Below are 26,647 nucleotides of genomic sequence, written 5' to 3' on the forward strand. Positions count from 1 at the left end.
TTTAGAATAATCCAGCCAATGCCCGTACCATGCCCTGTGTTAATTCAGGCTCAGCGTCCGGCCATTTTAAATTACTTTGATTGGCAAAACTAACAACCCGACTTTGATATTTACGCATGTCCGTAGTGCGGTTATAGCTTGAGGTCGTGCTGCCACTATCGCCTTGAATTAACTGGTGTTCAGATTTTTCTCTTACCGCACCATCAAAACGTTCCATAATTTGAATATCGGTAATCACGCTGTAATACACATCTTCTACCATGGCATCAACCACCGTGCCAACAACTGCACCGCCTACAACCGCGCCCACCATAGCACCGCCCGATGCACCACCAGTAGCTCGGTGAATGGCATAACCACTGACAGCGCCAGCAGCAATACCTGGGCCGGCTGCTAATGCTGAATTAGTGTCGCGTGCATTGCTACGACCAACTTGTAAAATGTTCGCTTGTAACCAGTAATGCGCTTGTTTTGGGCTATCAATAACGCGATAACCGCGAGCTTGTAAACTTTGAATCACTTGCTGCTTTAAATCAAATTCTGGTTTATCTGAGGTATTACGTATATCAACAAAAATACTACGTTGTTCCGGTTCTACTGGGTCGAGAAATATTGAGCTACTCATTTTGGTTTGTACATCTAAATTCCGCTTAGCCACCGCCGTATGTAAGGCGCCACAACCGGCTAGGCTTAATGTCGTCATGACTACCGCAGACATTAATAGGGTTTTCATTATTGCTCCTTAACTGAGATAGTATTTTAATTTCTAATAAAAATTTTGTTATCTTTAGCGATTATAGCTGAATCGTATCTGAATATTTGTGCAGAAACTATACGTACGAGCATAATGCATACGCTGAGGTTTGCACTGACTCAATTAACGCAGTGAAATATATAGTGCTATACGTTTTACCTTTACATTTTGCGCTTAGCCGTTACAATATGCGCCGCTGTTTTGAACGAAATTTATACTGCTCTTTTTAAAATAAGGTAATTGCTATGCATCCGATGTTAAACATCGCGGTTCGCGCTGCTCGTAGCGCGGGTAACGTGATCGCTCGTGCCTGTGGCCAGCTTGATATGGTTCAAAAATTCCAAAAAGGTACGAATGACTTTGTTACCAACGTGGATAAAGAAGCTGAACAAGCTATTGTTCAGGTGTTACAAAAGTCTTTTCCTACCCACGGTATTGTTGGAGAAGAGCATGGCGATTACGGTAACAACGACAGTGAGTTCCAATGGATCATTGACCCATTGGACGGCACCGCAAACTTTATTAAAGGCATTCCGCATTTCGCGGTGTCTATCGCACTAAAACACCAAGGTAAATTAGACCAAGCAGTGATCTTTGATCCTCTGCGTGGTGAGCTATTTACTGCATCACGTGGTCGTGGCGCACAGCTAAACGGTACACGTATTCGTGTAAACAACCTAGCTGACATGAGCGGCACGATAATAGCCACAGGTTTTCCGTTTAAAAACAAAACCCATTTACCGGCTCATAGCGCAATGCTAGCTAGCTTATTAGCTGAAGCTGCTGATGTGCGTCGTACGGGTTCAGCCGCATTAGATTTAGCCTATGTCGCTGCAGGCCGTTTTGATGGCTTCTTTGAAATTGGTTTAAAACCTTGGGATATCGCTGCTGGCGAGTTAATTGTGCGTGAAGCCGGTGGTTTAGTTTGCGACTTTGTTGGTGGTAATAACCAATTACGTAGTGGCAACATTGTAGCCGCACCACCAAAAGTGTTAGCGGCTATGTTAAAAGGTATTCGGCCACATTTGACCGAAACGCTATCGCGCTAATTGCTCATCTATATCCGATATAACACAGCTATAACCTAACTATAGCTGTGTTAGCTTGTACCCTTTCTGTTGTAATAGTTGCAGCAAATTATTTTCTCCCGCTAAATGTAGTGCACCCACCAATACCAATTCCACTTCGGGTGTAGCCAGCATTTTTTCTATTTGTGGCAACCAACTTTTATTACGCTGCACTAACAAGATATCGTAAAACTGCTGGCCTTGTGGCGTATCAGTGAACGCCATAGCTAACTTACTTAGTGAGGCAATGTTACCGGCACGCCACGCACTAATGATCTCGGTTAGCTGCGCTTCGAGCTCAGATAGTTGCTCTAAGTTTTGCTGCACAAATACGTTTTCATTAGTATCAGAAATATTCAGTAGCATGCTTAATTGCTGCTCTACGGTTTCTAAAAACAGTAATGGCTTGGCATCAGCGATTGCCCGTTGTAAAAAATGACTGTCAACACCTTCGCCGGCCATACCGGCTTTTTGCAACGCTACTTGCATTAATGTCAGCATAACAAAATCTGGTTTAAAGCTATTTAACGGTGCAAGATCAACGCCTTGGCTTTTAGCAAACTGTGCAAGTTGTTGATAGGTTGCAGCCGACAGCACATTATTTAAACTGCGACCATCTTGATAACGTGCATGCTGCATCAGTAATTGCATACCCTCTGCGGTTTCTAACTCTCGTATATCCGTTTCAAACGCCAAAACCGCTGCAGCTTGATAGGCAGTAGCAAATTCATCTGGCAGTGGAAATTGCTCTGGCGGTAATAAGTGCACCGTACCGGCAATGTATAAATGCTGTTCGCCGTTAGTTAGCTGCCACACCGAGGTTTCGGCTTGCGCCGATGCAACACAAAATACTGTCGAAGCTACACCAAGCCATTGTTTAAACCTTAACATGCACGCTCCTTATTGTTGTGCGGTTGGTACATCCAGCGGTAATTTACGTTCACACCATTCACGATAGCCGCCAATTAGACTATACACATTGCTATAACCCATTTGTTGTAATGTGTGCGCTGACAGTGCGGAGCGATAACCGCCACCACAATACAGCACTATTTTCTGCTTTGTATCGGCAACGGTTTGTTCAATATCACGCTCAATAATGCCTTTACCTAAGTGCATAGCTTCGGGTAAATGTCCGTTAGCCCATTCGTGATCTTCGCGAATATCTAATAATACATAAGGCTGATTATGCTCGAGTAACTCGGAAATACTAATTTCTTTAATCTGCGCCCTAGCCTGTTCAACCAAGGCAACAAAGCCTGCTGCATGTTGTTTGCTCATTGCTGTATCCTTATGCGTTTGAATTACGCCATAAAAAATGCCAGTATCGAACTGGCATTTTTAGCATCTTTAGCGACAAATTACATTAACGCGTCAGTATTTTCGCCTTCTTTCTCTACCGGCGGCGGTGGCAGCATATCTTCACGGCTAATGCCTAAAGTTTCTGCAATTGCGCTGGCAACATAAATAGACGAGTAAGTACCAATAACGATACCAAACAGCAATGCGGTAGCAAAACCGTGAATTAACGCGCCGCCCATATAAAACAGTACCACTAACACTAGCACCGTTGTTAACGAGGTAATAACAGTACGGTTTAACGTAGAGGTAATAGCATCATTAATCGTCTCTGATACCGAGGTATCGCGAAGCTTACGGAAGCTTTCACGAATACGGTCAAATACCACTATAGTGTCGTTTATCGAGTAGCCTATTAACGCCAATATTGCTGCTAACACCGTTAGATCAAATTCAAGCTGCAGTATAGAAAACAGCCCCATGGTTATGATTACGTCATGGAACAGTGATAACACTGCACCGATAGACAAACGCCACTCAAAGCGCATGCTCACGTAAAGCAAAATACCTATTAGCGCCACTAACATGGCTAGGCCGCCATCTTGTTTTAGCTCTTCACCAACACTTGGCCCAACAAACTCGATACGACGCATAGTTACCGCATCAGCTTGCATTGAGTTCAGCGCTTTAATAACGCTGTCACCCAATGTTGATTGATCAACATCTGTGCGCAGCGGTATGCGAATAAGCACGTCACGGCTGGTGCCAAATAACTGCACTACCGCATCGCCATAGCCGACATCAGTTAAGGTTTGGCGCACTGCCGGTAAGTCTGCAGGTTTAGCGAAGCCAACCTCAATAACCGTACCGCCAGTAAAATCTAAACCCCAGTTAATGCCCTTAGTAGCAATAGACACAAACGAACCTAAAACTAGAATGGCCGACAGTATTATTGCTACCCATTTATAACGCATAAAATTGAGTGGCTGAGTAAAATTAAACACTTGCATGCCGTACTCCTTATATTGGCAGTGACTGCACGCGGCGGCCACCCCAGAATAAATTAACCAATAAGCGAGTACCCACAACGGCGGTAAATATCGACGTTAAAATACCTATTGCCAGTGTTACGGCAAAGCCTTTAATTGGGCCAGTGCCAACGCCAAACAAAATAAGCGCAACTAATAAGGTGGTGATATTTGAGTCAGCAATAGTAGCAAAGGCACGGTCATAACCATGATGAATAGCTTGTTGCACGGAACGGCCTTCGGTCATTTCTTCACGAATACGCTCAAATATTAGTACGTTAGCATCCACGGCCATACCTACGGTTAGTACAATACCAGCCATACCCGGTAAGGTCAGTGTTGCACCTGGGATCATGGACATAACACCAACAATTAGCACTAAGTTAGCGACCAAGGCGATGTTGGCAATCATACCGAAGGCTTTATAGTAAATAACCATAAAGATCAGTACGGCAACCATACCCCATTGAATAGCTTTAACACCCAGCTCGATATTTTCTTTACCCAAGCTTGGGCCAATGGTGCGCTCTTCAATAATCTGAATAGGTGCGATAAGTGCACCAGCACGCAGTAAGGTTGCTAAGTTTTGCGCTTCACCGGGTGAACTAATACCGGTAATACGGAAATCACGACCTAAACGCGCTTGAATAGTCGCGTCGTTAATCACTTCCTGCTGTTTAATCAGCACCGGCGTACCATCGGCAGCGATTTCGGTACCAGGTTTATATTCAATAAACACCGATGCCATGCGCCGGCCTATTGCATCTTTGGTTGCCGTAGATAATAAACTACCGCCTTTAGCGTCCAGTTTAATGCTCACTTGCGGCCGACTGTATTCATCATACGCAGAGCTTGCGCCGGTAATATGTTCGCCGGTTAGCATAACGCGTTTTTCTAACAACACCGGGCGTCCATCACGGGTATAGTAAAGTTCTGCACCTGGTGGCACACGGCCGTCTAACGCTGCGCCTATATCACCGTCTTCATCTACTAAACGAAACTCTAACGATGCCGTAGCGCCCAATATTTCTTTGGCTTGCGCGGTATCTTGCACACCTGGCAGCTGCACTACAATGCGGTCAGAACCTTGGCGCTGCACTAATGGCTCAGCAACACCAATTTCATTTACCCGATTACGAATAATAGTAATATTTTGCTCAAGTGCATATTCACGAATTTCTTTTAGACGAATCTCACTAATAGTGACAAATACAGTAAGCTCATCGTTGCCCGGTGCAAACACTAATTCGCGGTCACGCTTTTTCAGGGCAGCTTCAGCCAATGCCACGTCTTCCACATTACGTAAGGTTAACTGCACCTGTCCTCGGTCTAAATCAACCTTGGTACTGCGATAGCGAATTTTTTCGGCTTGTAAATCTAGCCGAAATGTTTGCGCCATATCATTTAGGTTTTTGTCTAATGCCGCTTTCATATCAACGGCCATTAAAAAGTGCACACCGCCGCGTAAGTCTAAGCCTAATTTCATTGGCGAGGCGCCAATGCTGTTTAGCCAATCTGGCGTAGCAGGCGCAAGATTTAATGCATTAATGTAGCCGCTACCTAGCAACTGAGTGGCAATTTCACGGGCTTGCAGCTGTTCTTCTGTGCTGTTAAAGCGGGCTAATACTTGGCCATTCTCTAACTCGACAGATTTTGCAGCAATACCAGCAGCGGCAAACGCTTGCTCTAATTCAGAGCGCACATCTTCGGCAACTGTGCCACCACGGGTAGCGCTAATATTTAGCGCGGGATCTTCTGGGTATAAGTTTGGTAATGCATACACGAATGCTAGCAATAATATGCCAACAACTAAAAAGTAGCGCCAAACGGGGTTTTGATTTAACACCTGTTTATCCTTAAAATCTGGCTTACAGTGACTTCAGTGTACCCTTTGGTAACACCGCGCTGATGGCAGCTTTTTGCACCGTGACTTCAGTGCTATCGTTTAACGCAACAACAACATAATCTTTGTCTTCAGAAATTTTACTAATACGGCCAACTAAACCACCCTGCGTTAAAACCTCGTCACCCTTACCCAGTGCCGACATTAAATTGCGGTGGTCTTTAACACGCTTAGCTTGCGGGCGGTAAATTAAAAAGTAAAAAATCAAACCGAAAGCCGCTAACATAATAATTAGATCAAAGCCGCCACCTGCCGCCGGTGCTGCCGGAGTCGCCTGCGCGTATGCATTACTAATAAATAAGCTCATAAATGTTCCCTTAATTGTGATTAATATTGTTATTTTTGCTATCTACAGCGTCAAGTGCCGGTATCGGCAAGCCACGCTTAGTATAAAACTGTTCAACAAACTGCACCAAAGTACCAGCGGCTATAGCGCTGCGCAATCCTTGCATTAGTTTCTGATAATGATGCAAGTTATGCATGGTATTTAAACGTGCACCTTGTATTTCATTACAACGATCGAGATGGTGCAAGTAAGCTCGAGAGTAATTTTTACAGGTGTAACAATCACACTCGGCATCTAAAGGCCCAATGTCATCTTTGTATTTCGCGTTGCGAATTTTTATCACGCCATCGCTAACAAATAAATGCCCATTGCGCGCATTACGGGTTGGCATTACACAGTCAAACATATCGATACCACGGCGCACCGCTTCAACGATATCTTCCGGCTTACCCACGCCCATTAAATAACGTGGTTTATGCGTAGGCATTTTATCAGTGGTATGGTTCAGAATATTAATCATGTCCGCTTTTGGCTCGCCTACTGATAAGCCGCCAATGGCATAACCGTCAAAGCCAATCTCTTCTAAACCATTTAATGATACATCACGCAGGTTTGGGTACATACCGCCTTGAATTATACCAAATAGCGCAGCTGGGTTATCACCATGTGCATCTTTACTGCGTTTGGCCCAACGTAATGACAATTCCATCGATTTTTTTGCTTGCTGTTCGGTAGCAGGATACGGCGTGCATTCGTCAAAAATCATCACAATGTCAGAGCCCAGATCGCGCTGCACTTCCATTGAGCGTTCCGGCGTTAACATAATGCGCTCGCCATTAAGCGGTGAACGAAACTTAACACCTTCTTCCGTAATTTTACGCAGTTCACCCAAGCTAAATACCTGAAAACCACCCGAGTCAGTTAAAATAGGTTTTTGCCAGTGCATGAAATTATGCAAGTCACCGTGTTTTTTTATAATTTCGGTGCCGGGACGCAACATTAAGTGAAAGGTATTGCCTAAACAAATTTGTGCACCAGTAGCATCTAGCTCTTCCGGTGTCATGCCTTTTACCGTGCCGTACGTGCCTACAGGCATGAATGCTGGCGTTTCTACTACACCACGTTCAAAGATCAGTCTGCCGCGGCGGGCTTTGCCATCGGTGGTATCTAATTCAAATTTCATCGTTATCCTTTTATGCCAGAAAAACAGTCCGGCTTTTTTGCGTCGCGATTATAACAGCTAAACTGCCAGAAACTAAACTGAACTCGTTAACCTTACTTAGCCAACTGCAGATTGCCACCACGTTAGTGATAAGCGCGTCGACTTATTAGCTAATAAACATGGCATCGCCATACGAATAAAAGCGGTACTGCTCAGCAATCGCGGTTTTATAGGCCTGCATCACATATTCACGGCGGCTAAACGCCGATACCAACATAATTAACGTTGATTCTGGCAAATGAAAATTGGTGACTAAAGCATCAACCACTTTAAAGCGGTAGCCGGGATAAATAAAAATTTGTGTATCGCCATTATAGGCCACAAGGGTGCCATTACCCTGCTGTACGGCAGACTCTAGTGAGCGTACCGATGTGGTACCTACCGCTATCACTCGATTACCACGCGCTTTACAGGCAGCTACTGCATCTACTACTTGCTGCGACACCTCAATATATTCGGCATGCATCTTATGCTCTAGCACGTTATCTACCCGCACCGGTTGAAACGTACCCGCGCCAACATGTAGCGTAACATAAGCAAACTCAACGCCTTTTGCGCTGAGTTTATCTAGCAACGGCTGGTCAAAATGCAACCCCGCTGTTGGCGCAGCAACCGCGCCAGGCTTTGCGTTATACACCGTTTGGTAACGCGCTTTATCTTCGTCGTTGTCTGGTCGGTCAATGTACGGTGGCAATGGCATATGCCCTAAGCGTTCAAGCATAGTGAGCACGGGTTCGTCACTTAGCACTTCTAATTCAAATAATTCTTCGTGCCGTTGGTTCATCCGTACTTCGGCTGAATTTTCTAACAATAATATGGCGCCAGCTTTAGGCGCTTTACTGGCGCGAACATGGGCTAAAAACCGCTTGTTATCTAACATGCGCTCTACTAGCACTTCAACTTTGCCGCCGGATAATTTTTGGCCAAATAAACGTGCAGGAATAACTTTAGTATTATTAAAGACTAACAGATCACCCGCTTGCAGTTGATCGGCAAGATCTTTAAAAATATGATGTTGCAGCTCGCCATTGTGTTTATTCATCACCAGTAAGCGGCTAGATGAACGCTCCGCTTTGGGAAAACGGGCAATAAGCTGCTCTGGCAGCTCGAATGAGAAGTCTTTAACGTGCATTTTAATTCCTTGGCTTTACCGACCAGAGGGCGCGGCTATAAAAAAACAGCCGTATTTTAGCAGAAGCTTAGGCGGATTGGCATTTGTTCAATAACACTTCGGTAATTAAATCAGCCATAATGCGATAACTCCGCGCCTTGCTTGACGTAGGTCGCCAAGCAACACCAATATCACGATACGCATTACCTGCACCCGGTTGTTGCGCAATTAATTCAGTACCGTCAAGTACACCGCTATTAATCGCCATTTGCGGCATAAAAGTAACGCCTAGCTTGTTATTTACCATCTGGATCAGCGTATGTAGGCTAGTAGCAAAAAACGGGTTTACCTTACGGCTATCCTCCAACTCACAAGCTTTAACAGCATGATTAGTTAAACAATGTTCGCGCTCTAATAAAAATATACTTTCATCAGGCCATTGATTAATGTCATTGCTAAAACCACGGTCTAGCCAGTCTTGATGCAATACTAGCTTAAATCCGTCTTGCGCTAACACTTCTGCATGAAAGGTACCGGTTTCATAAGGCAACGCCAGTAATACCATATCTAGTCTACCTTCGCCCAGTGCATGCAACGAGTTGTCTGAGGTGTCTTCACGCAGTAGCAATTGTAAATCGGGGTAACGCTCGCGACATAACGCCATTACTTCGCTTAACACAAAAGGCGCGATAGTAGGTATACAACCCAAACGAAACGGTCCGGCCATCGGCTTACCTTGGCTTTTGGCAAAGTCGGTTAACTCTTCGCACTGCTCAATAATATAACGCGCCTGGCGCACAATATCCTCGCCTAGCGGCGTAAAAATAAAAGATTTGTGATCACGCTCTAACAGCTGCACCGCCATAGTTTCTTCTAAATTGGCAATAGCAGCGCTAAGTGTAGATTGGCCGATATAACAGGCGTCTGCTGCTCGACCAAAGTGTTGATATTCGTGCAACGCCAGCAAATACTGCAATTGTTTAATACTTGGCAAACGCTTCATTATTAATTCCGATTAAAAAAATACTTTATAATTGATATAAGTGTTTAAACTTTACGCCTGATAGCTCCAAGCTGCAACCGTATTAGCTGTTATCGTTTTATTAACGCCAATAAAAAAGCCCTCTACGTTGAGGGCTTTTGCATATTTAGCGAAATTACACGCTAAATATGGCTCTTAAAATAAAGAAAAATACGATGGCTAACCCCGCGCCAACTGGCAGGGTAATAATCCAAGAGATAAAGATATTGCGCACCACGCCTAAATTGAGGGCTGCAATACCGCGAGCTAAACCCACTCCTAATACTGCACCGACCAAGGTTTGCGTAGTTGAGATAGGTAAACCCGTACCTGAAGCAATAACTACTGTAGATGCTGCAGATAACTCAGCGGCAAAACCACGGCTTGGCGTTAAATGTGTTATCGCCGTACCTACGGTTTTAATGACTCGTGCACCTAGCGTTGCCAAACCCAGCACAATACCGACTGCGCCTAACGGTAAGATCCACCATGCTAAACTAGCGGTACTAGAAATTTCGCCACCAGAGCTAACTACACTTACTACTGCAGCTAAAGGGCCGATAGCATTAGCAACGTCATTTGAACCGTGCGCAAATGCCATACAACAGGCGGTAGTAATCATTAACACGCCAAAAATACGTTCAACATTACTAAACTGGGTTTTTCTATCTGCTGCAGGGTCAAACTTCAAGCGCGAAATAACCACTTTACCTATTATTCCTACCACTGCGGCTATCGCTAACGCAATAACATAGCCATTCATAGTGCTTAGATGCAAGCCAACATGCTTTAAGCCTTTTTGTACTGTCACTAACGACATAACAAAGGCAGCAAAACCCATATAAAACGGCACATATTTTTTCGCATTCGCTAACGGGTTATCGGTATCAAAAATAAGTCGCTGCGCACTCATAAAAAACATGTACGCCAGCACACCCGCCAGTAATGGCGTGATGATCCAGCTACCAACTATGCCGCCTACTTTGCCCCAATGTACGGCGTCTACGCCAACACCTACTGCCGCAAAACCGATAATAGCACCGACAATAGAATGGGTAGTTGATACCGGCCAACCAAAGTAAGACGCGGCAATTAACCAAGTCGCAGCAGCCAATAATGAGGCAATCATGCCATAAGCCATTAACTCTGGTGCATCGACAAAGAATGCGGCGTCGGTAATACCGCCACGAATAGTTGAAGTAACAGAACCGCCAGCTAAATATGCACCAGCAAACTCAAAAATGGCAGCTATAACAATAGCTTGTTTAATTGTTAGTGCTTTAGAACCAACTGAAGTACCCATGGCATTGGCAACGTCATTGGCACCAACGCCATAAGCCATAAAGAAACCAAACACCGCGGCAATAATCACCAGGATTAAACCGTATGATTGTATAATATCCATCAGAAAAACCTTTTAAAATTAACGAGCTAACATAATTTCGAGACGAGAACCCACTTTAAGTGCAACATCAGCTAAGTCGCCAACCCATTCCAAAGTACGATATAAAAACATCACATCTATTGGATTAAGTTCTTGCTCTGTCACACGCAAATCTCTACGCAACTTAATTTGCATTGCGTCGGTATCAGCTTCAATTCTATCTAATCGCTCAACCATCTTGATAACCAGGTCAACTTCACGACCACGAAAACCGGTTTGTAGCAATTCTTCTAACTCGTTAATCACTTCACATGCCAGCGTAGTAGCATCGATACAACGCTGTAAATATAACTTAAAGCCTTCTTGTAAACTGACAGGGATTAGTAGCTCTCGGCCAAGTACCCTACCTGATATATCCTTCGTTTTGTTCGCAATTTTATCTTGCTGCGACACCAATTCTAAAATATCGGTTCGCTCAACCGGCAGAAACAGACCACGTGGTAAATTCACTCGAATTTCCCGCTTTAATATGTCGGCTTCCTTTTCCAACATTACGATTTTTTTGCGTACATCCGCCGCGAGCTGCCAATCTTGCTGATACACAGCATCAAAGAAAGGTAACAGCAATTCACTTGCCTCATGCACCTTGCGAATATGTTCTTCTATCGGCTTAATAGGTGACTTGGCAAACATGGATAAAAAAGTACTAGCTGGCATAGCCTGGCCTCGTAAGTTAATTTTGACTGTCGTCGGCGCGCATTGTAACGACATTCAAAGCGCAATAAAAATGGAAAATGAATGCAGTATGAAAATGTTCTAAGTCTAGGCCAATTTAAGGCATAGCCTAAACCAGTAAAACACAATAAAAATCAAATGCGTATTTCTTGCTCAAGCTGCTCTGCGCTGCTATGGCGCACCACTTTGCCCTTAACGAAAAAAATAATATATTCCGCCAAATTTTTGCAGCGATCACCAATACGCTCTATTGAGCGCGCCGACCAGAGTACATTCATAACTTTAGGAATGGAGTGTGGTTCCTCTGCCATATAGGTCATTAACTGACGGGTGATAACTTCATATTCACGGTCAATTTTTTTGTCTTCCTTGTGCACTAATAACGCGGTTTCAACATCCATTCGCGCAAACGCGTCTAGTACATCATGCAACATTTGGCCGACATGACGACCTAAATTATCGAGATTAAGCAATAACTCTTGTTGTTCGCTATTAAAGGACTCTAATGCCGCCCGCGCAATACGACGCGTTTCATCGCCAATACGTTCCAAATCAGTAATGGCTTTCATTATGGCAAGCACTAAGCGTAAATCACTGGCAGCAGGTTGACGCTTAACAATAATACTGGTGCATTCTTTATCAATTTGCAGCTGCCAATCGTTTACCTTTAAGTCGGTATCGATAACCGCTTTTGCTAACTGGGCATCGGCGTTAATAATCGCCTTTAATGCATTGTTTAACTGCTGCTCTAGTAAGCCACCCATTGCCATCACATGACTGCGTATTTCGGCGATCTCTTCATTAAAAGAGCTAGAAATATGTTTATTTAAGCTTAGCTTATCCACTGTGCTCTCCAGTAAAGCGATTGAGCCTTATCGCCCAACAATTTTTACCGGCGTAGTATAGGCAAAAATAGCATGCTGATACCATATCAGGCAGCAACATAACTAAAATGTCATATGCGGCAACCTTAATTGCTGCAACTATTCATACAGAAATTATGGCTAAGCCAATAAATTTGCCTATATTATTGGTGATACATTTGAAAATTTTAAGTCTACGGCTACACTCTGAGCGAATTAAACTTTAGCTACATTGCGGTTACGCGCTGACGCTGTAATATTTCTTCACGTATGATAGGACAATATCGAATGAAGCAGTTAGTACTGACATTAATTGGTAAAGATAAAGCAGGGTTAGTCGAGAAGCTGGCCACGGTTGTTAGCACACATAATGGCAACTGGATGGCGAGCAACTTAAGCCATTTAGCGGGTTATTTTGCAGGTATTTTACAAGTTGAAGTTGCTGAACAAGACTTACCGGCGTTAACTGCTGCGTTAGAACAAATTAGCGAGCTAGATATTAAAATTCAGCAAGGTGTTGCCAGTACCTTACGTACAGAGCAGCAACTGCAATTTGTTATTACTGGTAACGACCGCCCCGGCATAGTGCGAGAATTGTCGTCAGTGCTTAAACACAAAGGCAGCAACATTATTCACTTTGAGAGCAGCAAGCAAAGTGCACCAAACTGGGGCGTACCACTATTTAATGCTATTGCCACCGTTGAGTTATCTGCTGGTATTAGCCGCGACGAAGTGGTGAGAGCGCTCGAGGCTATTGCTACCGACATCGTAGTTGATATTGAAACCGAAGCCTAAATTCATGCCGCAGCCGAGGTTTGGCTGCCTTTATCTTGTTGCATAAACTTACCATTGCTTAACCCAGTCGTAGTTAGGGAGCTGGACCATGGAATACACCGATGCCGTCAGCGAGAGTGAGTATCCTACTTATTCGCGTGAATTAAGCTGGCTGGCTTTTAATGACCGAGTACTGCAAGAAGCGGCCGACGAGCGCAACCCACCGATAGAGCGCCTACGCTTTTTAGGTATTTACTCAAACAATATGGATGAGTTTTTTCGCGTTAGAGTAGCCGATGTAAAGCGCCGTATCTTGCTAAAAAAATACCAAAATACTGAGCAAGAAGATGCCGAAGCATTAATGCAGGCGATTCAACAACAAGTATTAAAACTTGGTGCGCGTTTTAATGCTATTTATCTTGATATTCAGCTAGAGCTGCGCAAGCACAATATAGAATTAATTGACCACCATAAGTTAACTGATTTGCAATCATTATGGGTACGCCGATATTTTCGCGACGAAGTGTTAAAGCATATATCACCGATGATTTTATCTGGTGACGAATTCAGTTTACCCAAAGCGCTAGAAGATAACGCTACCTATTTAATGGTCGAAATGACCGGCGCTAGTAAGCCAGAATACGCCATAGTGCAAGTGCCAACTAATGAGCTGTCACGATTTATTGAGTTACCGCTGCAACTGAATACGCGAAAAAAGAACGGTAATTATCGGCGGCAAATTTTGCTACTAGACGACGTTATCGTGCACTGTATTGCCGATTTGTTTTCTGGCTTTTTTGAGTTTGACGCCATCGAAGCTTACTCATTAAAACTCACCCGCGATGCCGATTACAATATTAGCGACACACTAGATCAGAGCCTGATTGATAAAATGTCTAAAGGCATTCGTCAGCGTTTAAAATCAGACCCTGTGCGGCTGGTATACGACAATGCGATGCCTGAGCAAATGCTAAAAGTTTTAAGTAAACAGCTTGGCACTAGCAGTAGCGCTGAGTCATTAATTCCTGGCAGCCGCTATCGCAATTTTAAAGATTTTATCGGCTTTCCCAACATTGGCCATCAAAGCTTAGCCTTTCCAATACAGCCAGCATTAAAAAGCCCGGAATTTGAGCAGCATGCCACCAGCTTCGACGCCATTAAAGCCGGCGATATTTTACTTTATTACCCGTATCACAGCTTTGGTTACTTTACAGAATGGGTACGCCAGGCTTCATTTGACCCCAAAGTTAGCCAAATTAAACTCACCATGTACCGAGTGGCCAAGCAGTCGCGCGTTATTAACTCATTAATTGATGCTGCGCGTAATGGTAAAAAAGTAACGGTAGTAGTAGAGCTAACTGCCCGTTTTGATGAAGAAAACAACATCAACTGGGCACGTAAAATGACTGAAGCCGGTATTCAAGTGGTATTTGGCTTAACGACATTAAAAGTGCATTCTAAGTTGTGCCTAATTAGCCGTATAGAACGCGGTAAAACCATTAGCTATGGCCACATTAGTACCGGTAACTTTAATGAGAAAACCGCCCGTATTTATACCGACATCAGCCTATTTACCTGTCATTCAGAAATTACCGCTGAAATTGATCAAGTTTTTGAGTTTGTTGAATACAGTTACCGTCAATATGAGTTTAAGCACCTTATTGTGTCGCCCACGTGGAGTCGGTCACGCTTAATTCAGCTGATCCAGCGTGAAATAGATTTTGCTAACAGTGGCGATAAGGCTGAGATTTTTCTCAAACTAAACAATCTTGCTGATCCAGAAATTGTCGAACTACTGTACCGCGCAAGCCAAGCAGGAGTAAAAATTCGTATTATTGTTCGCGGTATGTGTGCACTGGTTCCCGGCATTAGCGGTATTAGCCAAAATATAAAAATTATTTCTGTGCTCGATCGCTTTTTAGAACATGCCCGGGTTTATGTGTTCCATAATGGCGGCGACACTAATGTTTACTTATCATCAGCCGACTGGATGACTCGAAACATAGACCAGCGAGTTGAAGTTGGCGTACCCATTTATGATCCGCGCCTTAAACAGCAAGTATTAGATACGTTAGACATTCAATGGCACGATAACGTAAAGGCGCGTATTATTGACGCCCAACAAAGCAATGGCTACGTGAAGCGCGGCAACAAGCGTAGCATACGTTCACAACAAGAAATTTATGATTATTTTGCCCGCATAACCTGGCAAAACAGCGACCAAAGCCATTAATGAATGACATTACTGCTAACGTAACACGCCCAGAAAACCAAGCCTATATGGCCGCGGTTGATTTGGGTTCAAACTCTTTTCATATGGTTATTGCTCGCGTGGTCGATGGCGACATTCAGCCATTACATCGTGAAAAGCAAAAACTTCAACTAGCACAAGGTTTAAACGACCAGTTTGTGCTAAGTGAAGAGGCCATTGACCGCGGTTTATCCGTCCTAGCGCAATTTGCTGATACCTTAAAGCCCTTTGCGCCACAATCGGTGCGGGTTATTGCTACCTACACCTTACGCCGAGCAAAAAATGCCGCAACGTTTTTACGCCGTGCTAAATCGGTATTTCCGTTTCCAATAGAAATTATTTCTGGCCAAGAAGAAGCGCGCTTTATATACAGTGGTGTGGCTAATTTTGAATATTTTAGCGGTCACCGCTTAGTAATCGATATCGGTGGCGGCAGCACTGAACTCGCCCTTGGGGTGGGTTTGCAACCGTTAAAACTAGGCAGCAGAAACATGGGCTGTATTAGCTATGGTTTGCAGCACTTTGCCCAAGGTCGTATTAGTGAAAAACGCTTTGCCCGTGCAATTTTACAGGCCGAACAAGAGCTAGAACCTATTGTCACTAGCTTTAGAGCGTTAGGCTGGCAACAAGTAGTGGGCACCTCGGGTACGGTCAAAATTATTCGCGATATTATTGTTGGTTTAGGCTTAAGTAACAACGCTCTAGAATTGTCGCATCTGTTGGCGCTTAAAGCCCTATTATTAGCGTACAACAATAGCGCGCAATTAAATTTACCCGGCCTAACAGATGATAGAAAACCACTGATTTGCTCGGGTTTAGCCATACTAATTGCCGCATTTAATCTATTGCAAATCGACCAGCTAACCTATATCGACGCGGCACTGCGCGAAGGTGTGTTATATGAAATGAGCGATCGTTTGCAACATGTGGATATTCGTGAGCATACCGTTACTAGCTTGCAGCGCCGTTACGACGTCGATATGGCTCAAGCCAAGCGCGTTCGTAATACCGCATTAGTGCTATTTCAGCAGGTACGCCAGTTATGGCAGCTAAATGACGAAGATGCCACATTATTAGGCTGGGCCGCAACCTTATATGAAGTTGGTCTGCACATTAATTCATCAGGTGTACAAAAACATTCAGCCTACATTTTAGAAAATGCCAACCTACCCGGCTTTAACCAAGAAGAACAACTGCTTATCTCCACCTTAGTACGTTTCCATCGGCATAAAATCCGCTTAGATGACATGCCTACTTTTAGCCTGTATCAGCTATCACAGGCGGTATATTTAACGGTACTACTGCGTTTGGCCGTTTTGTTAAACCAAAAACGACGCGATGATATACTGCCACAACTAACCGTTAGTGCAAAAGTACAGCAGCTACAGCTACATTTAAGCCCAGACTGGCTGGCACAACAACGCTTGCTTGCCGCCGATTTAGTCGCAGAGCAAAAAGTATTAAAGAAAATTGGTTTTACGCTTGATTGCTTCAACTTAACCACAGTAAAAGCCAGCTAGATATCAAACAATATCATTGCTTGGCTTTTTCACTATTAGCGCTTAAGGTAGAAACAGACTAAAAACTTGGAGCGGTTATGCGTTTATCATTGTTAAGTTTGGCATTATTACCACTGCTGCTTTCTGCACCCGCAATGGCCGATAGCTCAGTTGACAGTAAAACTAAACTGAGTAAACACATTGAGCAGGTTATGCCTAAAGTGATTAGCTGGCGGCGTGATCTACACCAACACCCTGAATTATCTAACCGTGAAGTGCGAACTGCCGCAAAAGTAGCTGCACACCTAGAATCGCTAGGCTTAGAGGTTCGCACCGGCATTGCTCATACCGGTGTAGTTGGCATTCTTAAAGGCGGTAAAGCCGGCCCTGTGGTTGCGCTACGTGCTGATATGGATGCGTTACCAGTAGCCGAACAAACAGGCTTACCCTTTGCGTCAACAGTAATGGCTGAATTTAACGGCCAACAAACCGGTGTAATGCACGCTTGTGGCCATGATGCGCACGTTGCGATGTTAATGGGTGTGGCTGAAGTACTAAGCAAACAAAAGGCCGATATTAGCGGCACTATTATGTTTGTGTTTCAACCAGCGGAAGAAGGCCCGCCAAACGGCGAAGACGGCGGCGCTAAAATGATGCTCGCTGAAGGCCTATTTGCTAACCCTTCGCCGTCGGCTATCTTCGGCCTTCACGTTTGGCCTGGCAACCCTGGGCAAATACAGGTAAAAACCGAAGGTATTATGGCGGCGGCTGACAGCTTTCAAATTACGGTAAAAGGTAAACAAGTACATGGCTCATCGCCATGGCTGGGTATTGACCCTATCAACGTTACTGGCCAGCTAATTAATGCGATTAATCTTATTCCGGCACGGCAAATTGATGTGACCAAAGCGCCAGCCGTAGTGTCTTTTGGTCAGGTACATGGTGGTATTCGTTGGAATATTATTCCTGATGACGTAAAGCTAGAAGGTACTATTCGCACCTTTGACAGCGCTATGCGTGAAGACTTAATTGCTCGCATGACCACCACCAGTGAACACATTGCCAAAGCCAGCGGCGCCATAGCAGAACTGCATGTGCACAACTTTGCTGCCGTTACTTGGAATGACCCAGCGCTTACCGATTGGGCTATGCCCAGCTTAAAATGGGCGGCTGGTGATAAAGGTGTTGCCGGCGTTAAACCTATTACTGGTGCCGAAGACTTCTCGTTTTATCAACAAAAAATTCCTGGGGTGTTTTTCTTTTTAGGTATCTCGCCAGAAGGCAAAACTAACAGCGAGGTTGCCCCTAACCACTCGCCGATGTTTGACGTAAATGAAGATGCACTAATTAACGGCGTGCGCGCATTAAGTTCGCTAGCGCTAGATTATTTAGACCAAGCGCCAACGCTTAAGCCGCAATAATGATGCCAGTACCAGAGCGCTGCCACTGGGCAGATTTAAGCAAACCCGATTACGTGGCCTACCACGACACCGAGTGGGGTGTGCCGGTGTATGACGATAATAAACTGTTTGAGTTTTTAGTGCTTGAAGCCGCTCAGGCTGGGCTTAGCTGGTATACCGTATTAAAAAAGCGTGACAACTACCGCACTGCCTTTGCTAACTTCGACCCGGTAAAGGTGGCGGCATTTGACGAAGCTAAGGTCAGTGAGCTACTGCTAAACCCAGGTATTATTCGTAATCGGCTAAAAATTGCTGCAGCTATTAATAACGCGTCACGGTTTATTGAAGTGCAGCAAGAGTTTGGTAGCTTTAGCCAATATCAATGGCGCTTTGTTAATGGTTCACCGCAAGTGAATAACATTGCCAGCGCTGCCGACATTCGTGCTACCAGCCCAGAATCTGATGCTTTTAGTAAAGACTTAAAAAAACGCGGCTTTACCTTTATTGGTTCAACCATTATGTATGCCTACATGCAGGCCTGCGGCATGGTAAATGACCATCATAATCAGTGCTTTTGTAAACATGGGGTAAGCACAATATAAGTCAGCTTAAAGCACTAGCTCTGGCGGTAGCGTAAAGGAAAAACAGCTGCCTTTGCCGGGCTCACTATTAATGACCAACTTGCTATTATGCCACGACAACACATGCTTCACTATAGCCAAGCCAAGACCGCTGCCACCGGTATTGCGAGCGCGCGCTTCATCTACTCGGTAAAAACGTTCTGTTAAACGCTTTACATGCTGCAGTGCTATACCCGGCCCATTATCCGTTATCGTAAACACGGCACCATTAGGCTGTCGCTGCCAGCTAAGCTGAATAATGCCGTTACTAGGCGTGTATTTAATGGCGTTGGTGAGCAAATTAGAAAATACACTACGTAGCTCTTCACTAACGCCGGTTACTTTAAGCTTGCTATCAACAGCAAAGCTGATTTGATGCTGTTTATCATGGTTCAGCGCCTGCGCTTCTTGCTCTAAGGTCGCAAGCAAGCTTGGTACATCGACTTCATTATCAAACGGTACTTTAGTAGCAGCTTCTATTCGCGATAGCGTGAGTAATTGCTGCACTAACAGCTCCATACGTTTGGTCTGATCTAGCATTACGTTATGCGCTTTTTTCCACATCGCTTTATCGGGTAAATGCTCATCATCCATAACTTCAAGATAACCTTGCAGCACAGTAAGCGGTGTACGCAATTCGTGCGATACGTTGGCAACAAAGTCTTTACGAACTTGCTCAAGCTGCTTTAAGTGCGAGATATCGCGGACGATCAACAAGTATTGTTCAATATCGTAGGGCACCAGATGAAGCTCAAGTGTTCGCTGCGCGCTCACCGGTGATGGCAGCTCAATCGGCTGGGTAAAGTTTGTTGCCGCTAAGTATTGCTGAAAATCAGGATGGCGAATAAGGTTATCTAACCGAATGCCTTCATCCGACGGCCAATGTAGGCCAATTAAGGTTTGTGCTAACTGGTTACTCCAAACAATAGTCCAGTCATCACGCAGTACTACTACGGCTTCTGGCAATGCTTCTACACCATCGCGAAAGCGCCGTACCATATTTCTAAGTTCACGGCGCTTACGCCGATCTTTGCGCTGCTGGTAATATATACCTTCAAATAAATGTGCCCAAATGCCGTCAGCCATCGGCGGTGATAGCTTACGATCTTGCCACAGCCATTTATCCATAAGAAACAAGTGATGATAGTGCCATAGCAGTAAGGCGATGGTGAAAATAAGTAGCGCCAGCACTAAGCTGTTAGAAATAAAGCCGACCAAGGCCATAAAGCAATATAAAAGAACGAGCTTGGTATACACCTTATTTTTTGACAGTAGCTGACGCATAACGGCAGTAATTAACCTTACTTAGCGGAGAAACGGTAACCAGCACCACGCACGGTTTGCACTAATCTATCATGCCCGGCTACAGAAATCGCCATACGTAAACGTCGAATATGCACATCCACCGTGCGATCTTCCACATACACATTGGTGCCCCACACGTGATCAAGCAACTGTTCGCGGCTGTATACTCGCTCGGGATGGGTCATAAAAAAATGCAGTAGGCGAAACTCGGTAGGGCCAATATCCAGGGTGTGCTCTTGTGCCGTTACCCGATGCGATACAGGGTCAAGTTTTAAACCTTGCACGTCCAACACTTCGTCTAGGCTAGTGGGTGCTACGCGACGGATAACGGCTTTAATGCGCGCCATTAATTCTTTAGGTGAAAATGGTTTAGTCACATAATCATCAGCGCCCACTTCTAAGCCACGCACCTTGTCTTCTTCTTCGCCTCGAGCAGTAATCATAATAATCGGGATATTACGCATTAGCTCATGCTGCTTCATTTTTTTGGCTATCTGAATACCACTGCCGCCGGGTAACATCCAGTCTAGTAATACTAAATCAGGATAAGGTTCTACTAGCGCATTAAGTGCCGAGTTATAGTCTTCAGCCGTTGTCGCTTGGTAACCGTGTTGCTCCAAAACAAAACACAGCATATCGCGTATTGGCGCTTCGTCTTCTACTACTAAAATTTTTCTTGTCATTAAACCCACCACACTCGATTTATTGTCGGGCTTTTTAGCCGCGCGGCGCTAATTATTACTTAACAATTATTTGCTTAACCTAGTATTACCGCAGTTTATGACACTTTTATGAAAACCAAAGAATAATCTTTAACTACAGCCTGTTTTGATGCTTTGCGTGGCGTTATTACCCTTTTGTGACAACGACTTTATTGTAATAAAACCGTCATTTTTCTGTTGTAGGGTGCATACGACTTATTTGCAGCACCTAAAAAACCAAATGGAGAGATGGCAATGGCTTTATGCAAACTATTAAAACTAAGCGCACTAGCATCCGCAATAGCACTGGCTGGCTGTGGTGGTGACCTAGTGGTAAATGCTGGAAATGGCGGCAGTAATACTGGCGGCACCACACCACCAGCCACTGGCCCCTGCCCTAGCTTTGCTAGCGAAGATAAAAGCTTAGCCAGCATAAATAAAACCGTGTGTGGTATTTCCGGCACTATTACTAACGATATCCGCCTAACCGCAAATATTATTTGGTCGTTAAGCGGTAAGGTAACTGTAGGTAACGATAACGCCAACAGCACTACGCTAACGATTGAACCAGGTGTTACGCTGTTTGGTAAAAGCGGTGCTGACTACTTAGTAGTGGCGCGCGGCTCAAAAATTCAAGCGGTGGGCACCGCTGCAGCGCCCATCATCATGACGTCTATAAATGACATGCTGGGCTTGTCTAATAACGATTCTGCAGCAGAATGGGGCGGCTTGGTGTTGTTAGGTAAGGCGCCAACCAACAAATGTAACCAAGCTGATTTAGCAAATTGCCAAGTAGAAGCCGAAGGCGAAGCTGGCCCTTACGGTGGCGCTGATGCCGACGACAGCAGCGGCGCATTAAAATACCTGCAAGTACGCTATGCCGGTTACGAAGTTATTCCTGACAACGAATTAAACGGTATTACCTTTGCAGGTGTCGGCCGAGGCACTCGCGTTGAATATATTCAAGTACACAACAACCTTGATGACGGTGTTGAGTTTTTTGGCGGCACCGTTGACGCCAAATACGTGGTGCTAACCGGTAATCGCGACGACTCGTTAGACTGGGCCGATGGCTGGTCTGGCCGTATGCAGCATGTACTGGTGCGCCACAACCCCAATAATTCTAAAGCTAACCGTGGTATTGAAGCGGACAACCAATCAGGTAACTTTACTGCACAACCGCTATCCAAACCGCGCATTGCCAACATGACCATTATTGGCAACAACTTTGATGGTGAAGACGACTCTGAAGGCATTTTATTGCGTGCTGGCACCGCAGCTGAGTTGTACAACATCATAGTGACCGGTCCTGAAGGTATGGGTGAATGCTTTGAAATAAATAGCGATGAGTCGATAACCAATGCCAACAACGGCGAAATTGTGTTTCGAAACTCCATTATTGATTGCACCGAACCCTTTAAAAATAGCGTTGATAGCAATGGCAACGTTACGTTAGACACCGGCGCTTGGTTTCGCGCACAACCGGGCAACCTAGTTGGCAGTGCCTTGTTAGCCGGTTTTATACCCGCAGCTAACTCACCCGCCTTAACTAATGGCTATAACGTGGCTAACTATGTTGATAACTGGTTTGACAACGTAACGCATATTGGTGCCTTTGATGGCAAAACCAATTGGACCCAGGGTTGGACCATAGGTTTAACCGACTAAGTAAAACACACACTGCCGGTTTAATACTGGCAGTGTTTTTTATGCCGTCGCGTTACTCAACTAAACAGCGACAACCTTAAACCAATAGGAAAAGTTTAAATGAGCAGTATGCCAAAGTTTACTTTTAGCCGTATTGGGCGCGGTGTAGTTTTAGCCCTACACACCGCCGCTGCTGCCGTGTCGCTAAATGCGGCAGCTCAAGACCCAGCCGAGCCATTAACACCAGATAGCGCAAGTGTTGAACGTATTTCAGTATCGGGCCGCTTGCTAAGTTCAGCGGCAGCCGCAGCAGCCGAACGCCGTGAGCTGCCTTATGTAGCAGAGCTATTGGGTGCCGAACAAATTAGCCGAGCCGGCGATAGCAATGCCGCTACAGCTCTGCGCCGAGTAACCGGCCTTACACTAGTAAAAGATAAATTTATTTATGTGCGCGGCTTAGGCGAGCGTTATTCTAGTACGCTATTAAATGGCGCTATGGTGCCAAGCCCTGATCCAACCCGTAATGTTATTCCGCTAGATATGTTCCCCGCCGGCATTATTGAAAGCCTAGTCGTGCAAAAGGCCTATTCGCCAGAATTACCTGCCGCCTTTGGTGGTGGTAACGTTAATATTCGCACCACGTCAATTCCGCTACAACGCAGCTTTAATGTTGCCTTAGGCACCGGGTACAACAGCCTAAACAATGAACGTGGCGTTAGCTATGCCGGTGGCAGTAACGATTGGCAAGGTAAAGATAACGGCGTACGCGCTATACCAGCCGAACTTGCCATCGCGCAGCAGCAATATGGTGTGCTAACACCGATTAATATTGCCGAAAACCTTGGTGGGGTTAATGCTGATAATTTAGCGCAGGCAGAAAATACGTTACGCCATTTAGGTACGGCTTTTAACCGCAATATCGATATCAATGCTACCAGCATAAAACCGGATGTTGACGGCAGTATCTCGTTCGGTGACCGTTTTGCTCTAACCTCAGATAGCGTATTTGGCGTAATGACCGGTCTAAGTTACGACCGTTCAACACATAATATTCAAGAGCAAGAGCGTTACTACTCAGTATCGGGCAAAAACTTAACACCGCTAAACCGTTATGACGATATTAGCGGTACTGAGCATCAGGTTAAGTTATCTGGCATGCTAAGTTTTGGCCTAGATTTAGGTGTTAATCATCACCTTGAAACGGCAACAATCTATCTGCGTGATACCAAAGACGAAGTTAAAATTAAACGTGGCGACAGTATTGAAACCATTAACGAGAATAACCGTTCGAACACCGATACCAATATTAACTATGAACAGCGAACACTGCTAAGTAATCAAATCAGCGGCAAGCACAATTTTACGCCACTAAACGATTTAGCCCTTAACTGGCAATACACCAAAGCTAAAGTGCGCCGCTATGCTCCGGGCCAAATTGAATACCGTTACCTAAACGAAAGCCAAGCTGATGGTTCAGTATTTTCATTTTTGCGCCGTAACCAAAACGCCGTAAATTATAGTTTCAGTGATATGCAAGACAACACTGAAAACCTAAGTTGGGATACTAAACTGCCACTAACACTGGGTAAGGTTGAAATGATGTTAAGCACTGGCTATGCGCATTTCGAACGCAGCCGTAACGCCCAAACCGACCGCTTTAACTTTGATACGGTAGGCTTTAACCTTAACCAACTATCAGGCCGTTTTTTTGAGATTTTTTCTGATGACAATATTTTAAACCCGAGTAATGGCTTTAAAATCTCAAATGTGACCACGCAAGCTGACGACTATTTAGCCGCACAAATGATCGATGCCGGCTACCTAGCACTAGAGCTTAACTACAATTACACAGTTCGCCTAAATTTAGGTGTGCGCTATGAAGACTTTAAACAAATTTCTATCCCGCTAACTGCCAATAACAGCATCAGTGGCTCAATTACTGACTCAATATTGCAAGCCGATGACTTTTACCCCGCACTAGCGTTAACCTGGTTTGTTAATGATGATTTACAAGCCCGCTTAGGTTACAGCCAAACCACAGTAAGGCCAGATTTACGTGAAGTAACACCCGTATTGTATATCGACCCACTTACCGACTTTAACGTTACTGGCTTTGCTAACTTGCAAAGTACCGATATCAACAGCCTAGATGCGCGCTTAGAATGGTATGCAGATAGCAGCAACTATAGCTTAGGCGTATTTTACAAAGCGTTAAAAAACCCAATAGAAGCAATTGAATTATCAGCGTCAGACGGCAACTTACTCATGTCATTTCGTAATGCACAAAGCGGAAAGCTGTATGGTATTGAAGCCGACTTTTTACAACCGTTAGGTTTTTTTAGTGACAGCATTGGCCAGTTTGCAGATAATTTTTTTGTAGCGGGCAATATTACCGTTAGCAATTCCGCCATTACTATTCAACGCTTTCCGGGCGCTAACCTTACCAACCTAACACGTAGTTTAAATGGTCATTCTAAGTATATCGCTAACCTGCAGTTGGGTTTTGACTCCGATAATAACCAGCATAACGCTACCCTAACCTATAACGTGTTTGGTAAACGCATTGCCTTTGCCGGTGTAAATGAAAAGGGTGACGCCTTTGAGCAACCCTTTCACTCGCTAGATCTGACTTATAGTTATGCACCAAGCGACAGCATGACGGTAAAATTAGGCTTAAAAAACTTATTAGATAACGACGTAGAAATTTTGCAGCAAAATGAAATTTTGCAAAAACGTATTGAGGGCCAAAGCTACAGTTTAAGCTTTGCCTATAAATACTAATCGCCAACATAAAAAACGCCGGTATATAACCGGCGTTTTTTACTAATCAGCTTAAAACTTATGCTCTAACCCTAGGGCAACATAGTTTTTGTCTACCGCGTTATAAAAATCAAAACTAGAATACCACGCAAAGGCTTTGGTATTTTTACCTAACTTATAATCGGCGCCAACGCTAAAGCCCTTATCATCTTCCAGAGCTTGATACTGGGCCTTTAATTCAAACTTTTCTAGTGGATACGCCACGCTGAATAAATAGCCGTCTTGTTCTAGGCCACTAATTACCGCTTCTTGTGTTTGGTACATAGCACCAAGTTTAAACTCGGCTACTTTAACTTGCGCACTGGCGCGCACGGTATCAAAGCCCGCTACCTTTGAGTCATAAGCTAAACCAAAATACACATTGCTGCTTTTTAAGCTCTCATCACCATAGAGTAAGGCCGCAGATATACCGTCGTCAGCATCCGCTGAACCTTCAGCAATATAACTAAACTGGGCGTAAAAACCGGAAAATGATGGCGTAAAATAACTAATAGAATTTGTTAGCCGGTTTTCGCCTTGCCATAAGGTTTGTACGTCCGCTTCGTAGTTATTAAACTGATCAATTTTACCCTGTGATAACTTTAGCGCTGTGTCGTGACGACCTAAACGAATTTCACCGAAACTGCCGGCTAAACCTAAATATTGATCACGGGCTTTAATATTCTTATCACTAGCTCCGTTGGTTGTCTCTACGCCGAATTCTAACTGATACACTACTTTTAAGCCGTCTTCGAGTGCATATTCGCCTTTAACACCAAAGTTTGACGAGTTGCTTTTCAATTCAGTAAAACGTCCGTCGCCTTCATCGCTAGATTGCGCAGAGATGTTAATTTTACCGTACACTTCCAATTCTTTGGCTTGTAAAGATAAAGAACTGGCCAACATCATAGCTAATACTATTGTCGTTTTTTTCATATGTGCACCTAAGTTAATGCAGAATAAATCTGCCATTAGTCT

23 protein-coding genes are annotated in these 26,647 nt (G+C 44.4%); 8 read left to right on the forward strand and 15 right to left on the reverse strand.

The annotated features are described in order from the left end of the window. Nucleotide 1: 1 nt before the first annotated feature. Nucleotides 2–733, reverse strand: a complete 732-nt coding sequence (locus tag E0Z06_RS12780; RefSeq protein WP_132585306.1) for a complement resistance protein TraT — start codon at nt 731–733, stop codon at nt 2–4. Between the two features lie 266 nt (nt 734–999). Here E0Z06_RS12780 and suhB point away from each other — a divergent pair, with 266 nt between their 5' ends. Then, entirely contained in the window at nt 1,000–1,803 is an 804-nt protein-coding gene (gene suhB / locus E0Z06_RS12785) for an inositol-1-monophosphatase (RefSeq protein ID WP_132585309.1), read from the forward strand. Between the two features lie 39 nt (nt 1,804–1,842). Here suhB and E0Z06_RS12790 read toward each other — a convergent pair whose 3' ends face one another. From E0Z06_RS12790 to phoU, 11 genes are all read right to left on the reverse strand, one after another. Then, nucleotides 1,843–2,712 (reverse strand): TraB/GumN family protein, encoded by an 870-nt coding sequence (locus E0Z06_RS12790; RefSeq protein WP_132585312.1) that lies wholly within the window; start codon nt 2,710–2,712, stop codon nt 1,843–1,845. Between the two features lie 9 nt (nt 2,713–2,721). Continuing rightward, nucleotides 2,722–3,102 (reverse strand): rhodanese-like domain-containing protein, encoded by a 381-nt coding sequence (locus E0Z06_RS12795; RefSeq protein ID WP_132585315.1) that lies wholly within the window; start codon nt 3,100–3,102, stop codon nt 2,722–2,724. A gap of 80 nt (nt 3,103–3,182) precedes the next feature. After that, a complete protein-coding gene (gene secF / locus E0Z06_RS12800) occupies nt 3,183–4,130 on the reverse strand; it encodes a protein translocase subunit SecF (protein ID WP_132585318.1) in 948 nt (315 codons plus the stop codon). A gap of 10 nt (nt 4,131–4,140) precedes the next feature. Next, nucleotides 4,141–5,994, reverse strand: coding sequence for a protein translocase subunit SecD (gene secD / locus E0Z06_RS12805; RefSeq protein WP_132585321.1), 1,854 nt, complete (start codon nt 5,992–5,994; stop codon nt 4,141–4,143). Nucleotides 5,995–6,016: 22 nt separating this feature from the next. Next, nucleotides 6,017–6,358, reverse strand: coding sequence for a preprotein translocase subunit YajC (yajC, locus tag E0Z06_RS12810; protein WP_132585324.1), 342 nt, complete (start codon nt 6,356–6,358; stop codon nt 6,017–6,019). Between the two features lie 10 nt (nt 6,359–6,368). Further along, on the reverse strand, nt 6,369–7,520 hold the full coding sequence (gene tgt / locus E0Z06_RS12815; RefSeq protein ID WP_132585327.1) for a tRNA guanosine(34) transglycosylase Tgt: 1,152 nt from the start codon (nt 7,518–7,520) through the stop codon (nt 6,369–6,371). 145 nt (nt 7,521–7,665) lie between these two features. Continuing rightward, a complete protein-coding gene (gene queA, locus E0Z06_RS12820) occupies nt 7,666–8,691 on the reverse strand; it encodes a tRNA preQ1(34) S-adenosylmethionine ribosyltransferase-isomerase QueA (protein WP_132585330.1) in 1,026 nt (341 codons plus the stop codon). Between the two features lie 67 nt (nt 8,692–8,758). Continuing rightward, a complete protein-coding gene (locus tag E0Z06_RS12825) occupies nt 8,759–9,673 on the reverse strand; it encodes a hydrogen peroxide-inducible genes activator (RefSeq protein ID WP_132585333.1) in 915 nt (304 codons plus the stop codon). 154 nt (nt 9,674–9,827) lie between these two features. Beyond that, nucleotides 9,828–11,096 carry an inorganic phosphate transporter gene (locus E0Z06_RS12830; RefSeq protein WP_132585336.1) on the reverse strand — a complete coding sequence of 423 codons (1,269 nt, stop codon included), beginning with the start codon at nt 11,094–11,096 and terminating at the stop codon, nt 9,828–9,830. 18 nt (nt 11,097–11,114) lie between these two features. Then, nucleotides 11,115–11,792: a TIGR00153 family protein gene (locus E0Z06_RS12835; protein WP_132585339.1), complete on the reverse strand. Its 678-nt coding sequence runs from the start codon at nt 11,790–11,792 to the stop codon at nt 11,115–11,117. Nucleotides 11,793–11,944: 152 nt separating this feature from the next. Next, nucleotides 11,945–12,655: a phosphate signaling complex protein PhoU gene (gene phoU, locus E0Z06_RS12840; protein ID WP_132585342.1), complete on the reverse strand. Its 711-nt coding sequence runs from the start codon at nt 12,653–12,655 to the stop codon at nt 11,945–11,947. Between the two features lie 306 nt (nt 12,656–12,961). On the opposite strand from phoU, the gene E0Z06_RS12845 reads away from it, so the two are divergent. The 5 genes from E0Z06_RS12845 to E0Z06_RS12865 all read left to right on the forward strand — a co-directional run bounded on the left by E0Z06_RS12845 (nt 12,962) and on the right by E0Z06_RS12865 (nt 19,199). Next, nucleotides 12,962–13,468 carry an ACT domain-containing protein gene (locus E0Z06_RS12845; RefSeq protein ID WP_132585345.1) on the forward strand — a complete coding sequence of 169 codons (507 nt, stop codon included), beginning with the start codon at nt 12,962–12,964 and terminating at the stop codon, nt 13,466–13,468. Nucleotides 13,469–13,556: 88 nt separating this feature from the next. Beyond that, nucleotides 13,557–15,680 (forward strand): polyphosphate kinase 1, encoded by a 2,124-nt coding sequence (gene ppk1, locus E0Z06_RS12850; protein WP_132585348.1) that lies wholly within the window; start codon nt 13,557–13,559, stop codon nt 15,678–15,680. After that, nucleotides 15,680–17,218: an exopolyphosphatase gene (locus E0Z06_RS12855; RefSeq protein ID WP_207903088.1), complete on the forward strand. Its 1,539-nt coding sequence runs from the start codon at nt 15,680–15,682 to the stop codon at nt 17,216–17,218. The genes ppk1 and E0Z06_RS12855 overlap by 1 nt, the downstream gene beginning before the upstream one ends. 77 nt (nt 17,219–17,295) lie before the next feature. Further along, on the forward strand, nt 17,296–18,618 hold the full coding sequence (locus E0Z06_RS12860; protein ID WP_132585351.1) for an amidohydrolase: 1,323 nt from the start codon (nt 17,296–17,298) through the stop codon (nt 18,616–18,618). Between the two features lie 2 nt (nt 18,619–18,620). Next, the gene (locus tag E0Z06_RS12865) at nt 18,621–19,199 is read left to right on the forward strand and encodes a DNA-3-methyladenine glycosylase I (RefSeq protein ID WP_132586825.1); all 579 of its coding nucleotides are present in this window, start codon (nt 18,621–18,623) and stop codon (nt 19,197–19,199) included. 6 nt (nt 19,200–19,205) lie between these two features. Here the strand turns inward: E0Z06_RS12865 and phoR are convergent, their stop codons facing one another. Together phoR and phoB are read right to left on the reverse strand one after the other, a co-directional pair. Beyond that, complete coding sequence (gene phoR / locus E0Z06_RS12870) at nt 19,206–20,501, reverse strand: phosphate regulon sensor histidine kinase PhoR (RefSeq protein WP_132585354.1); 1,296 nt, start codon at nt 20,499–20,501, stop codon at nt 19,206–19,208. A 17-nt stretch (nt 20,502–20,518) separates the two neighbouring features. Beyond that, nucleotides 20,519–21,205 (reverse strand): phosphate regulon transcriptional regulator PhoB, encoded by a 687-nt coding sequence (phoB, locus tag E0Z06_RS12875; protein WP_132585357.1) that lies wholly within the window; start codon nt 21,203–21,205, stop codon nt 20,519–20,521. Nucleotides 21,206–21,478: 273 nt separating this feature from the next. Here phoB and E0Z06_RS12880 point away from each other — a divergent pair, with 273 nt between their 5' ends. Both E0Z06_RS12880 and E0Z06_RS12885 read left to right on the forward strand, forming a co-directional pair. Next, nucleotides 21,479–22,891, forward strand: coding sequence for a hypothetical protein (locus tag E0Z06_RS12880; RefSeq protein WP_243695508.1), 1,413 nt, complete (start codon nt 21,479–21,481; stop codon nt 22,889–22,891). Between the two features lie 99 nt (nt 22,892–22,990). Next, nucleotides 22,991–25,651 carry a TonB-dependent receptor gene (locus tag E0Z06_RS12885; RefSeq protein ID WP_132585360.1) on the forward strand — a complete coding sequence of 887 codons (2,661 nt, stop codon included), beginning with the start codon at nt 22,991–22,993 and terminating at the stop codon, nt 25,649–25,651. Nucleotides 25,652–25,702: 51 nt separating this feature from the next. Here E0Z06_RS12885 and E0Z06_RS12890 read toward each other — a convergent pair whose 3' ends face one another. Next, nucleotides 25,703–26,641 (reverse strand): porin, encoded by a 939-nt coding sequence (locus E0Z06_RS12890; RefSeq protein WP_243695509.1) that lies wholly within the window; start codon nt 26,639–26,641, stop codon nt 25,703–25,705. Between the last annotated feature and the right edge of the window lie 6 nt (nt 26,642–26,647).

This window comes from Rheinheimera sp. D18, assembly GCF_004345025.1.
Classification (GTDB): domain Bacteria; phylum Pseudomonadota; class Gammaproteobacteria; order Enterobacterales; family Alteromonadaceae; genus Alishewanella; species Alishewanella metallidurans.

Bases quoted from the DNA above. Each gene is read 5' to 3' on its own strand.
- E0Z06_RS12780 (WP_132585306.1), bottom strand. From the start codon at position 733: ATGAAAACCCTATTAATGTCTGCGGTAGTCATGACGACATTAAGCCTA.
- suhB (WP_132585309.1), top strand. From the start codon at position 1,000: ATGCATCCGATGTTAAACATCGCGGTTCGCGCTGCTCGTAGCGCGGGT.
- E0Z06_RS12790 (WP_132585312.1), bottom strand. From the start codon at position 2,712: ATGTTAAGGTTTAAACAATGGCTTGGTGTAGCTTCGACAGTATTTTGT.
- E0Z06_RS12795 (WP_132585315.1), bottom strand. From the start codon at position 3,102: ATGAGCAAACAACATGCAGCAGGCTTTGTTGCCTTGGTTGAACAGGCT.
- secF (WP_132585318.1), bottom strand. From the start codon at position 4,130: ATGCAAGTGTTTAATTTTACTCAGCCACTCAATTTTATGCGTTATAAA.
- yajC (WP_132585324.1), bottom strand. From the start codon at position 6,358: ATGAGCTTATTTATTAGTAATGCATACGCGCAGGCGACTCCGGCAGCA.
- tgt (WP_132585327.1), bottom strand. From the start codon at position 7,520: ATGAAATTTGAATTAGATACCACCGATGGCAAAGCCCGCCGCGGCAGA.
- queA (WP_132585330.1), bottom strand. From the start codon at position 8,691: ATGCACGTTAAAGACTTCTCATTCGAGCTGCCAGAGCAGCTTATTGCC.
- E0Z06_RS12825 (WP_132585333.1), bottom strand. From the start codon at position 9,673: ATGAAGCGTTTGCCAAGTATTAAACAATTGCAGTATTTGCTGGCGTTG.
- E0Z06_RS12830 (WP_132585336.1), bottom strand. From the start codon at position 11,096: ATGGATATTATACAATCATACGGTTTAATCCTGGTGATTATTGCCGCG.
- E0Z06_RS12835 (WP_132585339.1), bottom strand. From the start codon at position 11,792: ATGCCAGCTAGTACTTTTTTATCCATGTTTGCCAAGTCACCTATTAAG.
- E0Z06_RS12845 (WP_132585345.1), top strand. From the start codon at position 12,962: ATGAAGCAGTTAGTACTGACATTAATTGGTAAAGATAAAGCAGGGTTA.
- ppk1 (WP_132585348.1), top strand. From the start codon at position 13,557: ATGGAATACACCGATGCCGTCAGCGAGAGTGAGTATCCTACTTATTCG.
- E0Z06_RS12855 (WP_207903088.1), top strand. From the start codon at position 15,680: ATGAATGACATTACTGCTAACGTAACACGCCCAGAAAACCAAGCCTAT.
- E0Z06_RS12860 (WP_132585351.1), top strand. From the start codon at position 17,296: ATGCGTTTATCATTGTTAAGTTTGGCATTATTACCACTGCTGCTTTCT.
- E0Z06_RS12865 (WP_132586825.1), top strand. From the start codon at position 18,621: ATGCCAGTACCAGAGCGCTGCCACTGGGCAGATTTAAGCAAACCCGAT.
- phoR (WP_132585354.1), bottom strand. From the start codon at position 20,501: ATGCGTCAGCTACTGTCAAAAAATAAGGTGTATACCAAGCTCGTTCTT.
- phoB (WP_132585357.1), bottom strand. From the start codon at position 21,205: ATGACAAGAAAAATTTTAGTAGTAGAAGACGAAGCGCCAATACGCGAT.
- E0Z06_RS12880 (WP_243695508.1), top strand. From the start codon at position 21,479: ATGGCTTTATGCAAACTATTAAAACTAAGCGCACTAGCATCCGCAATA.
- E0Z06_RS12885 (WP_132585360.1), top strand. From the start codon at position 22,991: ATGAGCAGTATGCCAAAGTTTACTTTTAGCCGTATTGGGCGCGGTGTA.
- E0Z06_RS12890 (WP_243695509.1), bottom strand. From the start codon at position 26,641: ATGGCAGATTTATTCTGCATTAACTTAGGTGCACATATGAAAAAAACG.